18 protein-coding genes and 1 pseudogene are annotated in these 18,023 nt (G+C 68.3%); 7 read left to right on the top strand and 12 right to left on the bottom strand.

Features of this window, described 5'->3' with window-relative positions; all coding sequences use genetic code 11:
* Positions 1-40 precede the first annotated feature (40 nt).
* From E1288_RS14475 to E1288_RS14465, 3 genes are all read right to left on the bottom strand, one after another.
* On the bottom strand, positions 41-1,393 hold the full coding sequence (locus E1288_RS14475) for a glycoside hydrolase family 18 protein (RefSeq protein ID WP_165968118.1): 1,353 nt from the start codon (positions 1,391-1,393) through the stop codon (positions 41-43).
* Between the two features lie 304 nt (positions 1,394-1,697).
* Positions 1,698-2,321: a uracil phosphoribosyltransferase gene (upp, locus tag E1288_RS14470; protein ID WP_132485229.1), complete on the bottom strand. Its 624-nt coding sequence runs from the start codon at positions 2,319-2,321 to the stop codon at positions 1,698-1,700.
* A 254-nt stretch (positions 2,322-2,575) separates the two neighbouring features.
* Positions 2,576-3,280 carry a TetR/AcrR family transcriptional regulator gene (locus tag E1288_RS14465; protein ID WP_132485227.1) on the bottom strand — a complete coding sequence of 235 codons (705 nt, stop codon included), beginning with the start codon at positions 3,278-3,280 and terminating at the stop codon, positions 2,576-2,578.
* Positions 3,281-3,391: 111 nt separating this feature from the next.
* Between E1288_RS14465 and E1288_RS14460 the strand changes: the two genes are divergently transcribed.
* A complete protein-coding gene (locus tag E1288_RS14460) occupies positions 3,392-4,954 on the top strand; it encodes an FAD-dependent monooxygenase (RefSeq protein ID WP_132485225.1) in 1,563 nt (520 codons plus the stop codon).
* A 297-nt stretch (positions 4,955-5,251) separates the two neighbouring features.
* Here E1288_RS14460 and E1288_RS14455 read toward each other — a convergent pair whose 3' ends face one another.
* Positions 5,252-6,205, bottom strand: a complete 954-nt coding sequence (locus E1288_RS14455) for a TIGR03564 family F420-dependent LLM class oxidoreductase (protein WP_132485223.1) — start codon at positions 6,203-6,205, stop codon at positions 5,252-5,254.
* Positions 6,206-6,291: 86 nt separating this feature from the next.
* Here E1288_RS14455 and E1288_RS14450 point away from each other — a divergent pair, with 86 nt between their 5' ends.
* Positions 6,292-6,927, top strand: a complete 636-nt coding sequence (locus E1288_RS14450; RefSeq protein ID WP_132485221.1) for a TetR/AcrR family transcriptional regulator — start codon at positions 6,292-6,294, stop codon at positions 6,925-6,927.
* A 43-nt stretch (positions 6,928-6,970) separates the two neighbouring features.
* Here the strand turns inward: E1288_RS14450 and E1288_RS14445 are convergent, their stop codons facing one another.
* Positions 6,971-8,104 (bottom strand): glutathione-independent formaldehyde dehydrogenase, encoded by a 1,134-nt coding sequence (locus E1288_RS14445; RefSeq protein WP_132485219.1) that lies wholly within the window; start codon positions 8,102-8,104, stop codon positions 6,971-6,973.
* A 219-nt stretch (positions 8,105-8,323) separates the two neighbouring features.
* On the opposite strand from E1288_RS14445, the gene E1288_RS14440 reads away from it, so the two are divergent.
* Entirely contained in the window at positions 8,324-9,478 is a 1,155-nt protein-coding gene (locus E1288_RS14440; protein WP_132485217.1) for an alkaline phosphatase PhoX, read from the top strand.
* A gap of 202 nt (positions 9,479-9,680) precedes the next feature.
* Positions 9,681-10,835, top strand: a complete 1,155-nt coding sequence (locus E1288_RS14435) for an alkaline phosphatase PhoX (RefSeq protein ID WP_132485215.1) — start codon at positions 9,681-9,683, stop codon at positions 10,833-10,835.
* A 19-nt stretch (positions 10,836-10,854) separates the two neighbouring features.
* Here E1288_RS14435 and E1288_RS48745 read toward each other — a convergent pair.
* From E1288_RS48745 to E1288_RS46930, 4 genes and pseudogenes are all read right to left on the bottom strand, one after another.
* Positions 10,855-10,962, bottom strand: a pseudogene (locus tag E1288_RS48745) (IS982 family transposase); the annotation flags it as partial.
* A 17-nt stretch (positions 10,963-10,979) separates the two neighbouring features.
* Positions 10,980-12,263 carry an oxygenase MpaB family protein gene (locus E1288_RS14430; RefSeq protein ID WP_132485213.1) on the bottom strand — a complete coding sequence of 428 codons (1,284 nt, stop codon included), beginning with the start codon at positions 12,261-12,263 and terminating at the stop codon, positions 10,980-10,982.
* Between the two features lie 67 nt (positions 12,264-12,330).
* Positions 12,331-12,744 (bottom strand): hypothetical protein, encoded by a 414-nt coding sequence (locus E1288_RS14425; protein ID WP_132485211.1) that lies wholly within the window; start codon positions 12,742-12,744, stop codon positions 12,331-12,333.
* The gene (locus E1288_RS46930) at positions 12,741-12,983 is read right to left on the bottom strand and encodes a zinc finger protein (protein ID WP_165968117.1); all 243 of its coding nucleotides are present in this window, start codon (positions 12,981-12,983) and stop codon (positions 12,741-12,743) included. Before E1288_RS46930 ends, E1288_RS14425 begins: the two co-directional genes overlap by 4 nt.
* A gap of 193 nt (positions 12,984-13,176) precedes the next feature.
* Here E1288_RS46930 and E1288_RS14415 point away from each other — a divergent pair, with 193 nt between their 5' ends.
* Positions 13,177-14,037, top strand: coding sequence for a helix-turn-helix domain-containing protein (locus E1288_RS14415; protein ID WP_132485207.1), 861 nt, complete (start codon positions 13,177-13,179; stop codon positions 14,035-14,037).
* Positions 14,038-14,058: 21 nt separating this feature from the next.
* The gene (locus tag E1288_RS14410; protein ID WP_132485205.1) at positions 14,059-14,244 is read left to right on the top strand and encodes a DUF397 domain-containing protein; all 186 of its coding nucleotides are present in this window, start codon (positions 14,059-14,061) and stop codon (positions 14,242-14,244) included.
* A 58-nt stretch (positions 14,245-14,302) separates the two neighbouring features.
* On the opposite strand, the gene E1288_RS14405 is transcribed toward E1288_RS14410, so the two are convergent.
* Positions 14,303-15,091 carry an alpha/beta fold hydrolase gene (locus tag E1288_RS14405; protein ID WP_132485203.1) on the bottom strand — a complete coding sequence of 263 codons (789 nt, stop codon included), beginning with the start codon at positions 15,089-15,091 and terminating at the stop codon, positions 14,303-14,305.
* 58 nt (positions 15,092-15,149) lie between these two features.
* Between E1288_RS14405 and E1288_RS14400 the strand changes: the two genes are divergently transcribed.
* A complete protein-coding gene (locus tag E1288_RS14400; RefSeq protein ID WP_132485201.1) occupies positions 15,150-15,515 on the top strand; it encodes a MerR family transcriptional regulator in 366 nt (121 codons plus the stop codon).
* A 41-nt stretch (positions 15,516-15,556) separates the two neighbouring features.
* On the opposite strand, the gene E1288_RS14395 is transcribed toward E1288_RS14400, so the two are convergent.
* Positions 15,557-16,120 carry a class I SAM-dependent methyltransferase gene (locus E1288_RS14395; RefSeq protein ID WP_268951834.1) on the bottom strand — a complete coding sequence of 188 codons (564 nt, stop codon included), beginning with the start codon at positions 16,118-16,120 and terminating at the stop codon, positions 15,557-15,559.
* A gap of 159 nt (positions 16,121-16,279) precedes the next feature.
* Complete coding sequence (locus E1288_RS14390) at positions 16,280-17,767, bottom strand: alpha/beta hydrolase (protein WP_165968116.1); 1,488 nt, start codon at positions 17,765-17,767, stop codon at positions 16,280-16,282.
* Positions 17,768-18,023 lie beyond the last annotated feature (256 nt).

Here is an 18,023-nt window from a genome sequence, read left to right as displayed (position 1 = left end):
CTGGCGGCCATGACCACCCACGACTGCTTCGGGGAACCCCTCAGCCGAGGGCCTTGTGGATGGCGGTCATCAGCTCGCCTTCAGGCGTGTCGCCGTCCATCGACCACACCATCGCGCCGCCGAGGCCCTGCTGCTTGAGGTACTCGACCTTGCGGGTGATCTCGGTCGCGTCGTCGAAGGTCCAGAACGTGGTTCCGTCGTAGATCCAGGCGTGACCGGCCTTCTCGTCGCGGTGCAGGGCGAACGTACCGGCCTTGGCCTTGAGCAGCTTGTAGTCCTCGATGCCGGCCTCGTACTTGGCCGGGGCGGGGCCGGTCGAGGTCTGGAACAGGCCGTTGTTCTGGTTCTGCACGCCGGTCCAGCCGCGGCCGTAGAACGGCACGCCGAGCACCATCTTGTCGTTCGGCGCCCCGGCGGTGCGCCAGGCGTTGATCGTCTGGTCGATGCTCCACTTCTCCGGCGACGGGTCGCCCTCCGGGCTGTAGATCGCCGACTGGTGGTTCGTCGTCGGCTCGTAGGCGCCGTGCAGGTCGTAGCCCTGGATCGTGCCGAAGGTGAGCAGGTCGAAGACCTTCGGCACCTCGTAGCCGGCCTCGATCTTCTTCGGGTCGGCGGGCAGGAACGCGCTGATGTCGTAGGTCTTGCCGAGCTCCTGGCCGGCGGCGTCGAGCTGGGTGCGCCATTCCTGCAGCAGCGCGGTGTAGTTCTGCTTGTCGGCCGGGTCGACGACGTTGCCGGGGCCGCCCTCGGAGGCGGGCCACTCCCAGTCGAGGTCGACGCCGTCGAAGATGCCCGCGGCGACGCCGTCCCCGCCCTGCGGCTCGCCGATCTTCGGCAGGTTGCCGCGGATCCACATGTCGATGCAGGACTTGACGTGCGCGGCGCGGGATTCGGGGGTCGCCGCGGCCGCGTGGAAGTTCTTCGACCAGGTCCAGCCGCCGAAGGAGATGTAGACCTTCAGCCCGGGGTACTTCGCCTTGAGCTGCTTGAGCTGGTTGAGGTTGCCCGCCAGCGGCTGGTCGTAGGCGTCGGCCGTGCCGTTGACGGTCTGCTCGGCGGTGAAGCGGCGCTGGTAGTCGGCCCAGGCGTCGCCTTCGCCGGCCTGGTTGACCTGGAAGCACTTGCCGCCGGCGTCGAGGTTGCCGAAGGCGTAGTTGAGGTGGGTCAGCTGACCGGCGGCGCCGGAGGTGTCGAGGTTCTTGACGAAGTAGTTGCGGTCGTAGATCGACCACTGGGTGAAGTAGCCGACCTTGCGGGCGGCGGCCTGGGGTTGGGGGTCGGCCGGGGTGTCGGAGGCCCCGGCCGGGGCGGCCAGCGCGGGCAGCCCCAGGGCGAGGATCGAGGCGAGCAGCACCGGCAGCCGGAACGGGAAGCTGCGTCGTCGAACGGACATGGCGACTCCTGCGTCATCGGGGGGATCGCTCAATGTGGTATAGACCATATTCGGGGCAGGTCTAGACCAGGTAGCGCCTGTTCGGCCCAATAACGCTGCTGCGGGCGGATCACGCAGGAGCCCGAGGCGTCACCAAGGCGCCCTCGCACCCCGCTTATGTCCAGGTAGAACCGGTAGTCAAGACGACGAACCGGGCCGCGGCGGGAATCTCGATTTCAGGCAAAATCGGGAATTTCCCCGCCGCGACCCGGCGAAGATCGTTGCAATTCCAGGGGAATTCGGGAGGCGTCCGGCTCCAGTAGGACTACACCGCGCCGTATTCGCGGTCCCCCGCGTCGCCGAGACCGGGGACGATGAATCCCGACTCGTTGAGGCGCTCGTCCACGCTCGCGGTCACCACCCGGACTGGCAGGCCGGACTCCTCCAGCCGGCGCACGCCCTCCGGGGCGGCCAGCGTGCAGATCGCCGTGACATCGCTGGCGCCGCGGTCGGTCAGCAGGCTGATCGTGTGCACCATCGAGCCGCCGGTGGCCAGCATCGGGTCCAGCACCAGCACCGGGCGGTCGGACAGGTCGGCGGGCAGCGACTCCAGGTACGGCGTGGGCTGCAGCGTCTCCTCGTCCCTGGCCAGGCCGACGAAGCCCATCTGCGCCTCCGGGATCAGCCGGTGCGCCTGGTCGGCCATGCCGAGACCGGCTCGCAGCACCGGCACCAGCAGCGGCGGGTTCGCCAGCCGGTAGCCGTTGGTGCGCGCCACCGGGGTGTGGATCGGCTCCACCGCGACCTCGGCGTCCCGCGTCGCCTCGTAGATGAGCATCAGCGTGAGCTCTTGCAGCGCGGCGCGGAACGCGGCGCTGTTGGTGCGCGCATCGCGCATTGTGGACAGCCTTGCCTTCACGAGGGGGTGGTCCACGACCCGAACGTCCATGACCGACAACAGTAACCGCCCGCATCGCGAAGCACGTTGCCGCTGCTCAACAACGTGTCGCCGGTCGCACGGCCACAACCGGGCGTCAGCCTTCCGTCACACCCGCAAGTTCCATTGAAATCGAAGGTTCGATTTCAATGGAACTTGCGGGGTGTCCACAGTCGCCGGTGCGTCGTGACCCGACACACCGGGGGATGTGGACAACTTCTTCGATTTCAATGGAAATCAGAGGTTCGATTTCCATTGAAATTGCGTCAAACCGAGTCGGCGGCGTGGGCGGCGATGCCTCGGATGAGGATGTCGAGGCCGAACTCGAAGCGCTCGTCCTCGTCGCCGGACATCAGCGCCGGGAGGAGGGCGACGATCGTCGGGAACCGGTCCGCCGGGAGCTCCGCGAAGTACCGCCCGATCATCTCCATCCGCTCGCCGCGCTCCGCGTCGCTGAGTCCGAAGTCCGCGCTGCGCTCCATGGCGACCGCCGTGGCGAACAGGGCGAGGGTGTCGACGGAGAACGCCACCACGCGGTCGGAGAATCCGGCCGAGCGGAGGATGGCCATCATCGCCTCGGAGACGATCAGCGCGTTCGGCCCGGCCGGCGCCGGGGTGCGCATCACGACCTGCGCGATGCCCGGGTGCGCCGTGAGCACCTCGACCTGCTGGCGGATCAGGTCCTTGAGCGTCTCCTGCCACTTCTCCGGGTCGAGCTCCGGCACCCGGATCTCGCCGATCACGAGGTCGAGCATCAGCTCGTGCAGCTCGTCCTTGTTGCGGACGTAGGCGTAGAGCGAGGCCGCGCCGGTGCCGAGCCGCTGCGCGACCTTCCGCATGCTCACGGCGTCCAGGCCTTCGCTGTCGAGCAGCTCGAGCGCGGTGCGCACGATCAGCTCCAGGCTCAGCGGCCGTTTCGCCGCCCGGTCGCGCACGGCGCGCTGCTGCCAGGGCGGAACCGGCAGGGACATCGTTCACCACTTTCTCGATCGGTGCTTCGAACACCGTACTTGACGCGAACACTGTTCGCGAGTAGAACATCGTTCGCAAGTTACGAACACCGTTCGCAAGAGGGGTCACCGATGTCCGAACGAACTCCAGTCCTGATCGTCGGCGCCGGGCTGTCCGGCCTGTCGACCGCCGTTTTCCTGGGCCTGCACGGCACGCCGTCGCTGGTGGTGGAGCGCCACCCGGGCACCTCCACCCACCCGAAGGCGCGAGGTCAGCAGAACCACGCGATGGAGGCGCTCCGCCTCGTCGGCCTCGAAGCCGCCATGCTCGACGCGTCGCCCAAGAGCCAGGGATTCCTGCTGCGCATAGCGCAAAGCGCGAGTGGCCCGGTGTTCCGCGAGATCCTGCACGACACCTTCCTGTCACTCGACCACCTGACGCCGGCGGGGTCGGCCGACGCCAGCCAGGCGAGCGCGGAGCGCATCCTGGCCGAGCGCGCCCGCGAACTGGGCGCCGAGATCCGCTTCTCCACCCGGCTGGATTCCTTCGAGCAGGACGAGAACGGCGTCCGCGCGGTGCTCGCGGACGCCACCGGAACCCGCGAGGTGCACGCCGACTACCTGGTCGCCGCCGATGGCCACCGCAGCCCGATCCGCGAGCGGCTCGGCATCGGCACCCACGGCCGGGGCGCCCTCGGGCACTCGATCCACTGGCTGGTCCGCGCCGACCTGTCGGCCGTCGTCGGCGACCGCCTGGTCATGTACTACCTGCAGAACCCGGAGCTCTCCGGCGGCAACGGCGTGGTGGTCAGCACCGATCACCCGGACCAGTTCGTGGTCGGCGTCGGCTACGACCCGGCGCACGAGGAGCCGGCGGACTTCACCGAGGAGCGCAGCCTGGCGCAGATCCGGCTGGCCACCGGCGTGCCCGAGCTCGACGTCGAGATCCTGGCGACGGACAGCACGGTGACGACCATGCAGGTGGCCGACCGGTTCAGCGCCGGCCGGGTGCACCTGGTCGGCGACGCCGCGCACACCATGCCGCCGCACGGCGGGATGGGCGGCAACACCGCCGTGATGGACGGCTTCTACCTGGCGTGGAAGCTCGCGGCGGTGCTCCGCGGCGAGGCCGGGCCGGGACTGCTCGACAGCCACGACGCGGAGCGGCGGCCGGTGGGCGAGCTGGTCGCGGAGAACCAGTTCCGGAACGCCATCGTGCGCAACCGGCCCGACCTGGCCCGGGAAGACGACGCGCCGCCGATCGAGGATCCGGCCGTGCTGCTGTTCGGGTACCGGCACAATGGCGCGGTCGTCCGGGAACCCGGCGACGAGGGCGAGCTCCTGGAGAACGCGACCCGCCCGACGGGCCGCCCGGGCTCGCGCGCCCCGCACGTCCGATTGTCCACTCCGGACGGAGAGGTGTCCACGATAGACCTGTTCGGCCGGGGTTTCGTGCTGCTGACCGGATCGGAATCGTGGGCCGGGGCCGCCGAGGAGGTCGCCACCGCGCTGGGGGTCCGGCTGGAACCGCGGCTGATCGGCGGCGAGATGACCGGCGACTGGACCGGGCCGTACGGGGTCGGCGCGGACGGGGCGGTGCTGGTCCGCCCGGACCGCTTCATCGCCTGGCGCAGCCGGGGTCCCGGCACCGCCGCCGACCTGGAGAAGGCGCTCCGCACCATCCTCGACCGCTGAACGCCGCGCGGGTGTGCAGTTTCAATGAGGTTTTTCCAACCTCGATTTGCGTGGCGGTGCGGGTAGCGGAACCTCAGACGCTCCCTGGACTGTGGGTGCCCCTCCTTATGTATGTCCAATACACGGCGGAGGGGCCGTCCTCGCCAGGAAGCCCCTGAGAACCCGCGGCGGCGCACGTGTCGTACGTGGGCTATGCGCCCGCGGCGCATGCGACACCCCATCGACGTGCAGCTTTGCGACCCGCGACTGCGGGCCGACCAGGATGAAAAACGCTCAATTGAAACTGCACACTCGTCGTCAGCTCGTAGCGTGGTTTGCGGCCAGCTCGCCGAGGAGTTTCCAGGTCCGGCGCTCGTCGGCCGCGGAACCGATCGTGGTCTGGGTGTAGATGAGCTCGGTCGCGCCCGCCTCGAAGTACTCGGCCACCTGCTTCGCGATCGACTCCTCGTCCCCGATCGCGACCAGGTCGGCGGGGTTGTCGATCCCCTCGCGGTCCAGCGCCGCGCGGTAGGACGGAATGGTCCCGTAGTAGGCCATGTTCGCCTCGGCGCTAGTCCGGGCGCCCGCCACGTCGGAGGTCACCACGCCGGAGACGATCACAGCGATCCTGGGCTCCGGCCGCCCGGCGACTTCGGCGTAGCGGCGAATGGTGGGGACGGTGTACTCGGCCAGCGTCCGCGGCCCGGACAGGATCGGCAGCGCGCCATCGGCGAGTTCGGCCGCGGCGCGCAGGGTCAGATCACCGGCCGCCGCCACCAGCACCGGCACTCGCGGCCGGGCTCCGGGCACGCTCGCGGGGAGCGTCGTCCTCGCGACCAGCGTTTCCCCGCTCAGGTCCACCGAGCCCGATTCGAGCAACTCGCGCAACGCCGTGAGGTATTCGCGCAGGTGGCGAACCCTGGGATGCGGGGCGATCCCGTAGGTCTGCTCGACGAACGATTTGATCGACAACCCGACTCCGAGCGTGAAGCGCCCGTGCCCGGCGGCCTGCGCCGCCTGGGCCTGCATCGAGAGGGCGATCGGGTGCCGCGGGTAGATCGGCACGACCGCGGTGCCGACGTCGATGCCCGGGACTTCACGCGCGGCGAGCGCGGCCACCGTGATCGCGTCGTGGTCGAACCGCTGGGTGAACCAGGCCGACGCCAGCCCCGCGGCGGCGAGCTCTTTCACCTGGTCGATGAGGGCGTCCACGGAGTTCGCTTCGCCGGAAAGCGAGATGTGGTCGGTGGGCAGGGCTACGCCGATGCGCATTCGCGTTGCTCCAATCGGTTCCGGAGCAGAAAGCTTAACCCGGTTAGCAAATTAACCGAGTTAGAGCCCGTGCTAGCCTCGTTGACGTGGCAGAACGAGCCGGACTCCGGGAACGGAAGAAGCAGCGGACCCGCACGGCGATCGCGGACGCGGCGATCGCGATGTTCCTCGAATCCGGTTTCGACGCGGTGTCCTGCGCCGACGTCGCCGCGCGGGCCGAGGTGTCGAAACCGACCCTGTTCAAGTACTTCCCGGCCAAGGAAGACCTAGTGCTGCACCGCATCGCCGACCACGAGGGCGAAGCGGCAGCCGTGGTACGGGACCGGGCGGCGGGCGAAGACCCGCTCGCCGCGCTGCGGCGGCACTACCTGGCGGCGCTCGCCGCGCGCGATCCGATCACCGGCCTGAACGACAGCCCGGAAGTCCAGGGCCTCCACCGATTGATCGACGGCACGCCCAGCCTGTCGGCCCGCTTGCTCGGCTTCGCCGAAAGGAGGGCCGATGCGCTGGCGGACGCGCTCGTCGAAGCCGGCGCGCCCGCGGGCATCGCGACCCGCATCGCGGCGCACCAAATTGTCACGGCGCTCCGAGTGCTCGCCGAGGAGAACGTCCGCCAGGTCGCCGGCGGCCGCTCCCCCGACGAGCTCCACCCGGAGGCCGTCGCAGCCGCCGAGTGCGCCTTCGACATGCTGCGCACCGGCATCTGCGGCTCCGTGTCGTGAGCGGCTGTGGTCGTCATGGCGACCACAGCCGCTCACGAGAGGCTCACGGGTGCAGGACGACCTTGGTGTATCCCTCGATCCGCTGGTCGAACTTGCGGTAGGCGTCCGGGGCCTCCGTGAGGGACAGCTCGTGCGAGACGACGAAGCTGGGCTTGGCCCGGCCCGCGATGATCATGTCGCGCAGCTGCCGGTTGTAGCGCTTCACGTTGCACTGCCCGGTCCCGATGACCTGGCCCTTCTCGAACATCCGGCCGACCGAGACGAGCAGCATCCCCTTCTTCGCCTCCTCGTTGGGCCCACCGGGATCGGCCGGCACGTACAGGCCGGGCACGCCGAGCCGTCCGGTCGGGCGCACCGTCTCGATCAGCGAGTTCAGCACGATGGCCGGCTCCTCCTTCGAGCCGTCGCCCACCTGCGCCTGGTAGCCGACCGCGTCGACACCCTTGTCGGTGCCCTCGCCGTCGGTGTGCTCCTTGATCATCTCAACCGGGTCGCCCGCGGAGAAGTCAATCGGGGTCGCCCCGATCTCCTCCGCCTTGGCCAGCCGCTCCGGCACCCGGTCGACGGAGAACACCCGCGCAGCACCGCGCAGCAGCGCCGAGTAGGCGGCCATCAGCCCGACCGGTCCCGCCCCGTACACGACGACGCTCTCGCCCGGCGAGACCTGCGCGAGCTCGCAGCCGTGGTAGCCGGTCGGGAAGATGTCGGCCAGCAGCACGAAGTCGGCCTCGTGGCTGCCGTCGGCCGGCAGCTTCAGGCAGTTGAAGTCGGCGAACGGCACCCTCAGGTACTCGGCCTGCCCGCCGGTGTACGGCCCCATCGCGACGTAGCCGTAGGCGCCGCCGGCGAAGCCGGGGTTGACGGTCAGGCAGAAGCCGGTGTTGCCCGCCATGCAGTTCTTGCAGAACCCGCAGGCGACGTTGAACGGCATCACGACCCGGTCACCGCGGTTCAGGCTGGCCACACCGGAGCCGGTCTCCTCGATGATGCCCATGTTCTCGTGCCCGAACACGATGCCCGGTTCGGCGGCCGTCCGGCCCTCGTACATGTGCAGGTCGGAGCCGCAGATCGCGGTCGAGGTGATCCGCACGATCACGTCGTTGGGGTGCTGGATCGTCGGCCGGTCCACCTCGTTGATCGCGACCGAGAAGGGCTCCTGGTACACGACTGCCTTCATCGTTGACCACCTCCGAGTGGAAGACGCGCGAATTCCATCTGGCTGCCGACCAGGGATTACCCCGTTGGGGAAGCCTCAAGACACTGCCGGGCGTCACTCGAACGAGGGCCGTGCGCGGAGTTGCCGGACCAGGCCCGGTGGGGCCGAACGGCGGTAGTTGGCGCCCGGTCGGTTCCGCCAGGATGGGGATCCGCCGCCGACGGACTGAAGGGAGTCGTTGTGCGGCGTCGTTCTTTTCTCCGGGCTGCCGTGATCGGTGGCGGTGTTGCCGCCTTCTCCGGCGGGTTGTGGACCGGGGCCGCCGTGGGCGGGCCGATCCGCCGGGTGGCCGAGAGCCCTTACGGGCCGTTGCTTCCGGCCGATGACAACGGGATCGAACTGCCCGAAGGATTCACCAGCCGCATCATCGCGCGGTCCGGTGAGAGCGTCGAAGGCACGTCCTACACCTGGCACGACGCGCCCGACGGCGGGGCCTGCTTCGTCGACGGCGACGGGTGGATCTACGTGTCCAACTCCGAGATCGAGCCGGGCGGCGGCGTCGGCGCGGTCCGGTTCGACTCCGGCGGCGGCATCGCCGACGCCTACCGCATCCTGGACGACACACGGCGCAACTGCGCCGGTGGGACGACACCTTGGAACACCTGGCTCTCCTGCGAGGAAGTCGGCTACGGGTACGTGTTCGAGACCGACCCCTGGGGCGCGAAGAACGCGGTGCGGCGGGACGCGATGGGCAAGTTCAACCACGAGGCCGCGGCCTGCGACCCGGTGCGCAAGGTGATCTACCTGACCGAGGACGAGCCGGACGGCTGCTTCTACCGGTTCCGCCCGAACAACTGGGGTGACCTCGGCGCCGGTGGGCTGCTGGAGGTGCTGGTCGCCGGGCCGGAGACCTCGGGCAAGGCCACCTGGGCGGAGGTTCCCACACCGACGCCCGACGACGGCGACACCCCGACCCGCGAGCAGGTCTCCGACGCGAAGCACTTCGACGGCAGCGAGGGCTGCTACTACGCCTCCGACAAGTGCTGGTTCACCGCCAAGGGCGAGAACCAGGTCTGGCAGTTCAACGCCGCCGACGACACCTTCGAACTCGCCTACGACGGCGGCGGCGAACTCGGCGGGGTCGACAACGTGACCGGCACTTCGTTCGGCGATCTCTACGTGGCCGAGGACGGCGACAACATGGAGATCTGCATCATCACGCCCGACGACGTGGTGGCGCCGGTGGTCCGGGTGAACGGCCAGGACGAATCCGAGCTGTGTGGACCGGCGTTCAACCCGGCCGGCGACCGGCTGTACTTCTCCTCGCAGCGCGGCACGTCCGGTTCCTCCTCCGGCGGCATCACCTACGAGATCACCGGCCCGTTCCGCCACTAGGTGCCCGTGAGTGGTTTGGGGCGCCATAGCACCCCAAACCACTCACGGACCCGGGCCTGCGCCGGTCATCCCGCGGTTCGGCGGGATGACCGGCAGGTGAGCCAGAAGGTCGCGGATTCGCCCCCGAACGGCGGTAGTTGGCGCCCGATCGGTTCCGACACGATGGGGATCCGCCGCCGACGGGTCGTTGAAGGGAGTCGTTGTGCGGCGTCGTTCTTTTCTCCGTGCTGCCGTGATCGGTGGCGGTGTTGCGGCCTTCACCGGCGGGCTGTGGACCGGGGCCGCCGTGGGCGGGCCGATCCGGCGGCTCGCCGAAAGCCCTTATGGGCCACTGCTTCCGGCCGATGGCAACGGACTCGAACTGCCCGAAGGGTTCACCAGCCGCGTCATCGCGCACTCCAGCGACAAGGTGGAGGGCACTTCCTACACCTGGCACGACGCGCCCGACGGCGGCGCTTGCTTCGCCGACGGCGACGGGTGGATCTACGTGTCCAACTCCGAAGTCGAGCCGGGTGGCGGCGTCGGGGCCATCAAGTTCGACTCCGGCGGCGGCATTGTCGACGCCTACCGCATCCTCGAGGACACGCGGCGTAACTGCTCGGGCGGCGCAACCCCTTGGAACACCTGGCTCTCCTGCGAAGAGGTCAGCTACGGGTACGTGTTCGAGACCGACCCCTGGGGCGTCAAGACGGCGGTGCGGCGGGACGCGATGGGCAGCTTCAACCACGAGGCCGCGGCGTGCGACCCGGTCCGGAAGGTGATCTACCTGACCGAGGACGAGCCGGACGGCTGCTTCTACCGGTTCCGCCCGAACAACTGGGGCGATCTGGGCGCGGGCGGGCTGCTGGAGGTCCTGGTCGCCGGGGATGGAACGTCGGGCAAGGCGTCGTGGGTGGAGGTTCCGGAGCCGACGCCCGCCGAAGGTGACACCCCGACGCGCGAACAGGTCGCCGACGCGAAGCACTTCGACGGCGGCGAGGGCTGCTACTACGCCGCCGACAGGTGCTGGTTCACCACCACGGGCGACAGCCGGGTGTGGCAGTTCAACGTCGCCGACGACACCTTCGGTCTCGCCTACGACGGCGACGGCAGCCTGGGCGCCGTCGACAACCTCACCGGCAGCTCCTTCGGCGACCTCTACGTCGCCGAAGACGGCGACAACCTGGAGATCTGCATCATCACCCCGGACGACGTGGTGGCCCCGATGCTGCGGATGACCGGCCAGGATTCCTCCAGCCTGACCGGCCCGGCGTTCAACCCGGCCGGCGACCGGATGTACTTCTCCTCGCAGTACGGCCCGTCCGGCGAGTTCTCCGACGGCTACACCTACGAGATCAGCGGCCCGTTCCGGCACTAGATGGTTGATTCCTTGGTCTTCAGTGCTCGCAGGCGATCAGGGAGCGTTCGGCCGGGGCGGTTCCGGCCCAGTTGTGCCAGATGGTGGCAGCGAGGGCCAGCAGCCGTTGTGCGGTTCGGGCCGTGATTTCTCGAGAGATTGCGGTCACCCACGCGGCGGTGGGAACTGGGATTGGTGGCTCTCCTGGGGCACGCCCGCCGCCTCGGCCTGGCGCGCTTCTGCGCCCTGCGCCATCTGCCTGTCGACGGCCAGGAGCGGCACGATCTCCACATCACCCGCGTGCTCAAGCTTCTCCGCGCTACGCGGCGTCGGCACGGTGATCTCTTCGTTGTAGCCGGCGAGCTGGGTAGGCAGTGCGAGCGGCTTGCTCTTGCCCCTGGTCAGGATGCGCAGTTCCAGCGCGTACTGGGCCTTGCCGAGCCTGTCGAGCCACCACTTGCCCAGCCGGGAACGGTCTTCGATCCGCTCCAGTCCCCCGAGCACGGCCACGTAGACTCGGACGACGACCTGCCACAGCGGCGAGTGCGGAACCTTGAGCAAGTTGGCCACGTCCTTGCCGATCAGCCTGCGCAGCAGTGCGGGGACGACACCGTCGAAGACCTTCCCCGGCAGCACCCCGGAGTAGAGGTCGATCAGGTGCCCGGTGAGTTCCGCGCCTTCTTCCGACGGTCCCGCACTGCGCGCCAGCGCGGTGGCGAACAACTGGCGCGCCTCGCTCGCGGTCGACGGCATCGCGGCGGCCGGGATGCCGAGGAAGGTGCCCGCGACACGCCAGGTGTGCATGTAATCCTCGGCCTCCTGCGCGGTAACCCTGATCCGGAGCCGCTCCAGGAAGTCCAGCACCTGCACGGACAGCGCCAGCCACACGATCAGCAGGTGCTCCTGGGAAGCGGGAACACCGTGCCGGTCCTCGTCCCAGCTCCCGGTGGCGCGGAGGTGGTGTCGGACGGTCGCGTGGATGAGCCGGACCTTTACCGCGCTGACCACGAACCGGCTGTTCGGGCCGAACGGGTCCGGCTGCATCAGGTCGAAGACGAACTGGGCGGTGTTCGCCATCCGGCGCTCGGGGTAGCGCAGGCGATGGGTGAGGCTCATCATCTTCGCGCCGAGCGGGACCGCGTAGGCCATCGCCATCGAGCCGAGCGCCAGGACGGTGCCGATGTGGATGCCGTCATCCTCGAAGAACTCGTGCACCCGGGTCAGCCGCTCCTGGTCGGCCCACTCCGGAGCCACCCTGGCTTCCTGCAGGAAGTCGTGCAGGCCGCGCGGCAGTCCAACCGGGATGTCCTGGTCGTAGGAGTGCCACTGGCTCAGGACGCGGTTGACCTCCTCCAGTTGCCCCTTCTCGACCAGTTCCGAGACCACCTGCTCCGCTTTGGGATCACCGATCCGTGCCAGCTCGTCCAGCGTCGTCCCACTGATTTCCATGACAGTCCTCCGCCCTGCCGTCAACGCGACTTGCCCGCCCGACGGCAACCGCGGGCGGGCGTTCCAGTCAGGAGGATCCGAGAACACGAGGAAGCTCGCAGGCCCGCTCACCGGGCCACGCGTCCCAAACCACCCTGCGGGGTGGACATCCCAGCCGGACGTCGACGGGCAACTGGGGGTGCTCGTCGATGTCCCACCAGAGCCGGTGGCGGCCGACGTACTCCGCCACCGGCTCCTCCGGCCACCGGATCTCCTCCTCGGGCGCCGGATCGTCCGCAGTTTCAATTGAAACTGCTGCGGAGCGCTCGGCCTCCAGAGCCTCGGTGAGCTGCCAGACCATCACCGCTCCCGGTCCGGCACCGGCGTGCTGGCCGGTTCCGCCGCGAATCGGCATCACCGCGAGAACTCCCGCCACGGCGGCGAAAACTCCGAGGACCGCGAGGTATCCGATCGGATACTGGATCAGGTTCAGGAGGATCACGACGCATCCTCCTCGCGGGCTTGCGCATCGCGACGGGATCGCGCCTCGTTCCAGCAGGATTCGCAGGTGGGTGCGAGCCATTCGACCTCGGTGGGCGTGCCGACGGTCAAGGTCATCCCGCACAGGGTTTCCCGGCATTGACCAGGCTGCGGCGGCTGGTCCGGGTACAGGCCGTGCCGGATTCCGTCGAAAGGACGCCAGTAGGCGACCAAGCCCCGCCGCTGGAACAGCTCGAACACGTTGCCTCCCAACCGTTGTCGGAGAGACGGTGACCCCGGCCCGGGGGTCGGGGGAGGGGTCGAGACCGGAGCCACCGTCGAGCAGTAACAGCGCGTGTTGCTATCGTTACCGCCTGAGATCAAGGTAGAGACTTGTTTGCTAATTAGCCAGCTCGTCCACTCGGACGTGTAGTCGAAACCGGCGGAGGACCCGATGGCACCGAGCTCACCAACAGTCGCCAACTGGGCTTTGGGCCTGCGGCTGAAGGAGAAACGCGAGGAGGCAGGCCTGAGCGGAATCGCCGCAGCCAAGCACATTGGGATCACCGGCGCGTATTTGTCCGAGGTCGAGAAGGGCAAGAAGAACCTGTCGTCGGACCGTATGAACGCTGTGATCGACTCGTACGAGTTCAGCGAGGAGGAAGCCGATGAGCTTCGGGCGCTTCGAGACGACGCCAGTCAACGAGGGTGGTGGAACAGCTACTCGGCGATCTTCAACGATGAGCTGCTCCGGTTCTTCGGATACGAGCACGGAGCCGAAAGCCTGCACACCTACGACAGCGGCCTGATGAACGGCTTGCTGCAGACCGAGGATTACGCGCGAGCCGTGATCGAGTCAGGCAGCCCCAACGTCCGTTTGGCCGAAGCGGAACGGAGAATCAAAGCCCGACTCACTCGGCAACGCCGACTACGCGGTGAAGACCCGCTTCGCATCACCGCAGTCATGAGCGAAGCCGTGCTCCGACAGCAGGTAGGTGGAGCAGCAGTCCTCAAAGCGCAGCTTGAGCACCTCGCCGACCTGGTGGACGAGCTACCAGACAGCCTGGAAGTTCTTGTCGTGCCCTTCGAAGCGACCGGGCATCACGCAATGGGCGGATCCGCTTTCCACATCATGACGTTTCCGAGCGGAAGGCTGCCCACACTGCTCTGGCAAGAGACTGTGACGTCAACGAATCTGATCACAGATTCGTTGACGGTCCGGGAGTACGCACTCGCCCACGCCGAGGCAGAGAAGGCAGCGCTGAGCCGCGAAGACTCCCTCCAACTCATCCGGAGCATCTTCAGATCGTTGTGATGCCACATTAAGGTGGCGTGCATGAGCTCGTCCCCGAAGGCATGGCGCAAGTCCAGCTACAGCGCAAGCAACGCCTCATGCGTTGAGGTCGCCGTGACGCCGGGTGTGGTCGGGGTCCGCGACACCAAGGACCGCGCCGGTGGAACCCTCACCTTCACCCGGGACCAGTGGGCCGGTTTCCTCTCAGCGCTGCGGCACCACAAGTGACTTCCAATTTTGCCTAAAATTGGAAACCTCCGCACCTGACCACCAGGCGCGGCGCCCTTCACCTGGGGTGTTCCCGGAGGAAGTCCGTGATCGCCGTCGCCCACTCCGCTGGGCTTTCCGCCGCCATCGCGTGGCCGCACGGGAGCTCGGCGGCTTGGGCTCCGGCGATGCCTGCCTGGAGTTCGCGGGCGTTCGCCGCCGAGATCAGCTTGTCCTCCGCCGCCGAGATCACCAGCGTCGGGGCGCTGATCTCCGCCAGGTCCGCGCGGACGTCGATTCGTTCCAGCAGGTCCAGGTGGTCGTCCATGCCCGGCGGCAGGTTCTCGGCGAACTCCGCCACCAGCTCCGCGATCTCATACTCGGTGCGCTCGTCCAGCCAGCACCGGCCGAACACCACCATCGCCAGGTACGACGCCAACGTCCGCTGGTCGGCGACCCTCCCGAGCTCGCGCCAGATCCGCACCGCGAGCCGCAGCTGGGGATTCGGATAGGCGAAGCCCGCCGAGAGCACGAGGGCTCGCACGCGGTCCGGATACCGGGAGGCGATGCGAACAGCCACTGGCGAGCCGGTGGAAAAGCCGAGAACTGCGAAGGTGCTGAGACCGGCGCGGTCCGCGCTGCGCACCAGTGCATCGGCCAGGCCGTCGACGGTCAGCGGCGTTCGCGCGCGGGGCGTGTTGCCCGAGCCCGGGAAGTCCGGTGCGACAACCGTGTGCTCCTCGGCGAGCCGTTCGATCAGCGGGCCGAAGCTGTCCTGGATGTCACTGCCCGCGCCGTGCGCGAGCAGCAGGCCCGGGCCTCGGCCGCGGACGAAGTGGTCCAGCTCGGGGTTCGATGTGTCCGACATGCGCCGAACATAGAATTTCCCATCGATGTGAAGGTTCTGCGATTGTGGTGGGGGTCACGTGCGGATCGGCGAGCTCGCCCGGCTGACCGGGGTGAAACCGAGGCTCCTGCGCTACTACGAAGAGCGCGGTCTGCTGCACGCCGCGCGCGGAGCCAACGGCTATCGCGAGTACCCGCACGACGCCGCGGAAAGGGTCGCTCAGATCCGCACGCTGCTGTCGACCGGCATGTCGACGGAGGTGATCCGCGAGCTGCTGCCGCACGCCTGCGGCGCGGAACCCGAGTTCGCGCCCGATCCGGAGCTGCTCGCCACGCTGGCCGACGAGCTGGAGTGTGTCGACGACAAGCTCGCCTGCCTGAATCGGACGCGCGAGGTCATCGCCGGCTACCTGGACACCGCCCGCGCACGCCAGCAGCGGTCGTGAGTGCTAAATCCGGTAGGAACCGGTCTTCGCACTCACGACGCTCACGCAGGCTTGCGCCACAGCAGGGAATGACGCCAGAAAAGGCGGCGGCGCACTTGGGCTCCGGGGAGGACTTCCCTTGCTGCATCGCTGATTTCGGTCAAGGTCGCACTCGCGTCCCGGACCGGCATGCCTTCGTCGTGCGGTTTGCCCGCTCGGCCGCGCGTGGCCAGGTAGGTGCCGACGGCGGCGTTCGCGGAGAAACTGGCCGCCGCCATGGCAAAGTCGGCCGCGGATTCCTCCCGGTAGAGACCGATGACGGCGAGCACTCCGCCGGGACGGAGCAGCGAGGCGAGCCGGGCAAGGCCGGGGCGCAGCGGCATGTGGTGCAGGCTCGACAGGGCCGTCACCGCGTCGTAGCCCTCGGGATGCAGGTCCAGGTCGGCATCCAGCACGTCTCCGCGCAGCCACCGCACGTTCGTCGCGGATGTCCTGGCCGAGGCCTGATCGATCATCTCCGCCGAAACGTCCACGCCGTCAACGAACTCCACGCGCTCGACGAGCTGCCGGACCAATGCGCCGGTCCCGCATCCGACGTCGAGCACCCGCGAACACCGCTGCGGCACCTGCCGCAACAACCACGGGTGGTAGTGCGCGTTGTGATCCCACAGCAACGCCCGAGGCAACTGAATCAACGAAACCTCCCGCTCTGGTTGCCCCCGACGGGCGTGAGATGCCCTCGACCACGCTACTCGGCTGAGGGCGCGCCCCTCACCCGGCGACGGTCAGGTCGGGCGGGTTGCCGGGGTCGCGGACGGTGCTCCGGGCTCCGTCGGCCAGACCGCTTCGCACGTCGTGCCCGGTGCCGGGGTTTCCAGCGTCGTCAGGTAGCTCTCGATGTGCTGGTTCACGCACGGGCTGTGGTAGTACTGGCCGTGGCCGATACCGTCGTAGTTCAGCAGCACCGAGTTGTCGATCTGGTCCGCCACCGTCAGGTTCCACGCGTTCGGGGTCGCCACGTCGTAGCGGGCTTTGACGATCAGGATCGGCGGCGCGCCGTCGATGGACAGCTCGTGCTGCGGGTTGCTGACCTCGCCCGGCCAGCCCAGGCACGAGGTCACGTCGCTCCAGAACGGCGAGATCTTCGTGTGCGGCGCGACCTTCTCCGCCTGCTCCCGGTAGCTCTGCAACTCCGCGAAGTCGCGGACCTTCCAGCTCCAGTCATCGCACCAGATCGCCTGGTACGAGTTCTGCGCCAGCTCGTCCCTGGCGGCCTGCGCGGCGATGCCCGGCTTGCCCTCCGACAGCGCCTTCAGCCGGTCGACCAGCGGATACCACCGCTCCTCCGGCGCGTACATCGCGGCCTTGAGCTCGCGGCGCAGGGAATCTGCGTTGAGCGGCTTTCCGGTCGCCGGGTCGATCAACGTGCCCGCCTCGGCCTTGGCGTGCAGGTCGTCCCACACCGCGCGGACGTCCTGGCCGTACAGCGGGCAGTTCTTCGTACGCGCGCACCAGTCGGCGAACTCGTTGAACGCGCCTTCCTGGTCCTCTGTGGTCGTCTCGATGTAGCGGCCGCCCGACTCCATGCTGTGGTCCATGTTCGAGTCGATCGTCATCGCCCGGACGCGCTCCGGGAACAGCTCCGCGTACTGCTGCCCTACCTGCGTCCCATAAGACGCGCCGTAGAAGCTCAGCTGCTCCTCACCGAGCGCCGCGCGGATCGCATCGAGGTCGCGAACCACGCTGGTGGTGTCGACGAAGTCGAACACCGGGCCCGAGTTGTTCCGGCAGTCCTCGCCCAGTTTCTCGTTGTAGGCGCGGAGATCCTGGTATTCCTGCTCGCTCGCGGGGAAGCTGGTCGGCTTCTGCGCGAACAGCTCGGCGCTGCAACGGATCTCGCTGCTGCGCTTCACGCCACGCTGGTCCCAGCTGACGATGTCGAACCGCTTGCGCAGCTCACCGTCCTGCAGCGGGTCCTTGCCCTCGACGTAGAAGTCGATCCCGGAGGCCCCCGGCCCACCCGGGGCGACGAACAGCACGCCGATCCGGTTCTGCGGATCGGTCGCCGGCAACCGGCCGATCGCGATATCGGTCTTCGCGCCCTGGGGGTTGTTCCAGTCGATCGGCACCTCGACGGTGGTGCACTCCCCCTGCAGGTCTCCGCATGGTTCCCAAGCGAGAGCGGCAGGTTCGGCCAGCGCGGTGTTCACACCCTGCGCGAGGGACAGCGCGAGCGCGACCGATGCTGCGCCGAGTAACGGGCGTTTGAGCACTAGTTCTCCTCGTTGGACCGGTAGGTCAAGGCCGAGGCTAACCACGGATGATCAAGTGACCGTGCGCATTCGGCGTAATCCGTCCACCGTCGGTCCGCAATTTCAATGGAAATCGAAGGTCCGATTTCCATTGAGGTGATCTCAGTGGATTCGGCCGTGTTCGTGGTGGGTGAGGGTGAGGGCGGCTTGGACGATGGCGGTGATTTTGCGTGGGCTGGCGGTGATGTGTTGCAGGGTGCGCCAGCGTTGGGTGAGG

The sequence above is a fragment of the Saccharopolyspora elongata genome, assembly GCF_004348985.1.
In the GTDB taxonomy this organism is placed as follows: domain Bacteria; phylum Actinomycetota; class Actinomycetes; order Mycobacteriales; family Pseudonocardiaceae; genus Saccharopolyspora; species Saccharopolyspora elongata.
Note: the sequence above shows the minus strand (reverse complement) of the source record. Positions and strands in the feature narration are given on the sequence as shown.

Coding starts and splice junctions, on each gene's coding strand:
- E1288_RS14475 (WP_165968118.1), bottom strand. CDS start 1,393: ATGTCCGTTCGACGACGCAGCTTCCCGTTCCGGCTGCCGGTGCTGCTC.
- upp (WP_132485229.1), bottom strand. CDS start 2,321: ATGGACGTTCGGGTCGTGGACCACCCCCTCGTGAAGGCAAGGCTGTCC.
- E1288_RS14465 (WP_132485227.1), bottom strand. CDS start 3,280: ATGTCCCTGCCGGTTCCGCCCTGGCAGCAGCGCGCCGTGCGCGACCGG.
- E1288_RS14460 (WP_132485225.1), top strand. CDS start 3,392: ATGTCCGAACGAACTCCAGTCCTGATCGTCGGCGCCGGGCTGTCCGGC.
- E1288_RS14455 (WP_132485223.1), bottom strand. CDS start 6,205: ATGCGCATCGGCGTAGCCCTGCCCACCGACCACATCTCGCTTTCCGGC.
- E1288_RS14445 (WP_132485219.1), bottom strand. CDS start 8,104: ATGAAGGCAGTCGTGTACCAGGAGCCCTTCTCGGTCGCGATCAACGAG.
- E1288_RS14430 (WP_132485213.1), bottom strand. CDS start 12,263: ATGGAAATCAGTGGGACGACGCTGGACGAGCTGGCACGGATCGGTGAT.
- E1288_RS14415 (WP_132485207.1), top strand. CDS start 13,177: ATGGCACCGAGCTCACCAACAGTCGCCAACTGGGCTTTGGGCCTGCGG.
- E1288_RS14410 (WP_132485205.1), top strand. CDS start 14,059: ATGAGCTCGTCCCCGAAGGCATGGCGCAAGTCCAGCTACAGCGCAAGC.
- E1288_RS14405 (WP_132485203.1), bottom strand. CDS start 15,091: ATGTCGGACACATCGAACCCCGAGCTGGACCACTTCGTCCGCGGCCGA.